This is a genomic window from Streptomyces sp. NPDC055099 (genome assembly GCF_053607685.1).
This window is the reverse complement of the sequence record NZ_JBSGUA010000078.1, coordinates 1-1445: the sequence shown is the minus strand read 5'-3', so window position 1 is coordinate 1445 and position 1445 is coordinate 1. Positions and strand designations below refer to the sequence as shown.

Genomic DNA, 1445 nt, shown 5'->3' with positions numbered 1-1445 from the left:
GAGCGCTGCCTAATGCTGAAGTCAAGCGGTAAGACGCAGTTGTGGCCGGGCTTCGTAGGGTGTGCGGTCGCGGAGCATTGCGTAGACGACGTTGACGCGGCGCCTGGCCAGGGCGACCAGGGCCTGGTGGTGCCGTTTACCCTCGCTTCTCTTGCGGTCGTAGTAGGTCCGGGAGACGGGATCACGCTGAATGGCGCAGAACGCCGATTGGTAGAAGACCCGTTTGAGGGCCTTGTCCCCGCCGGTGGCGCTGCGCGAGTAGCGCACCTTTCCGGACTGAGAGAGCACGGGTGCCAGACCGCCCGCAGCTGCCAGAGCATCCGCACTGGTGAACCGGCTGATGTCGTCGACGAGCGCGACGAACTCCGCGGTGAGGATGGCCCCCATCCCCGGCAGGCTGCGGATGAGGGCCCCGTCAGGGTGGACAGTCACCAGCTCTTCAATCTCGGCTTCCAGAGCCTTCAGCCGGTCCTTGGAGGCCAGGAGTCCCACGGCGAGTTCCCGAATGAGCTGGGCGGCACGACGCTCGCCGATGACGGCGGTGAGCTGGGCACGGGCCGCGGCCACCGCGGCATCTGCCAGCTGCTCGGCCTTGGGCCGATGGGTACCTTGCCGACGCAGGTAGTCGGCGATCCGCGCGCCACCTGCGCGCCGGATCTCGGCGGGGGCGACGTAGCGCGAGAGCAGCCACAGGCTCGACTTCTCGGTCGGATCCACCACGCGTTCCAGGCCCGGATGGATGCCGGCGAGCAGGTCGCGCAGGCGGTTGACGCGCGCGGTGGCCTCCTTGGTCAGCACCGTGCGATGAGTGACCAGAAGCCGCAGTTCGGCCGTGGCCTCTTCTGGCAGCTCGACAATCCTCAAGTCGTCGCGGAGCCTGACCTGTTCGGCGATGACCTTGGCATCGCGGGGGTCAGACTTGTTCTCCCCGCCGCGGGTGCCGCGGCGGGCGCGGTTGACTGCCAGGCCTGGCAAGTGGACGCAGTGCAGATCAGCGGTCAGCAGCATGGCCGTGAGCAGTCCTGCCACTCCGCCCATCAGGTCCAGTCCGACGGTCAGTCCGCGGTGTTCCGCTTGGATGGCCAACAACTCGACGATGGCTTGCTCGATCGACTCCGGGTCGTTGCCGACCCGGTGATTGAGCAGCAGTCGTCCGTGGTCATCGACGGCAACCAGCCAATGGAACTCCTTGGCGATATCGAATCCTGCAGTGGCGGACATGGTCACGCTCCCCTCGCCGTGCAACGTGCGGCGCGACCCCTTCCGCCTGTCTTCGCCCTACCAAGCGATGATCCGCAGAGCCTAATCAGCAGTCCAGAAGAGGTGGCGGGGCAGGGGGAACAGCGCTCTGAGCCATGGACGGCAGCCAGCATGAAATCCATCCCCACCCCGCTCGCGCGACCCCATCGTCGCGAACGATTGGGCCGTGCGAAAGAAGGTAGGGC

1 protein-coding gene is annotated in these 1445 nt (G+C 66.7%); it reads right to left on the bottom strand.

The features are described 5' to 3' along the window. Positions 1-21: 21 nt before the first annotated feature. Entirely contained in the window at positions 22-1221 is a 1200-nt protein-coding gene (locus ACWFRU_RS42420) for an IS110 family transposase (protein WP_453694204.1), read from the bottom strand. Between the last annotated feature and the right edge of the window lie 224 nt (positions 1222-1445).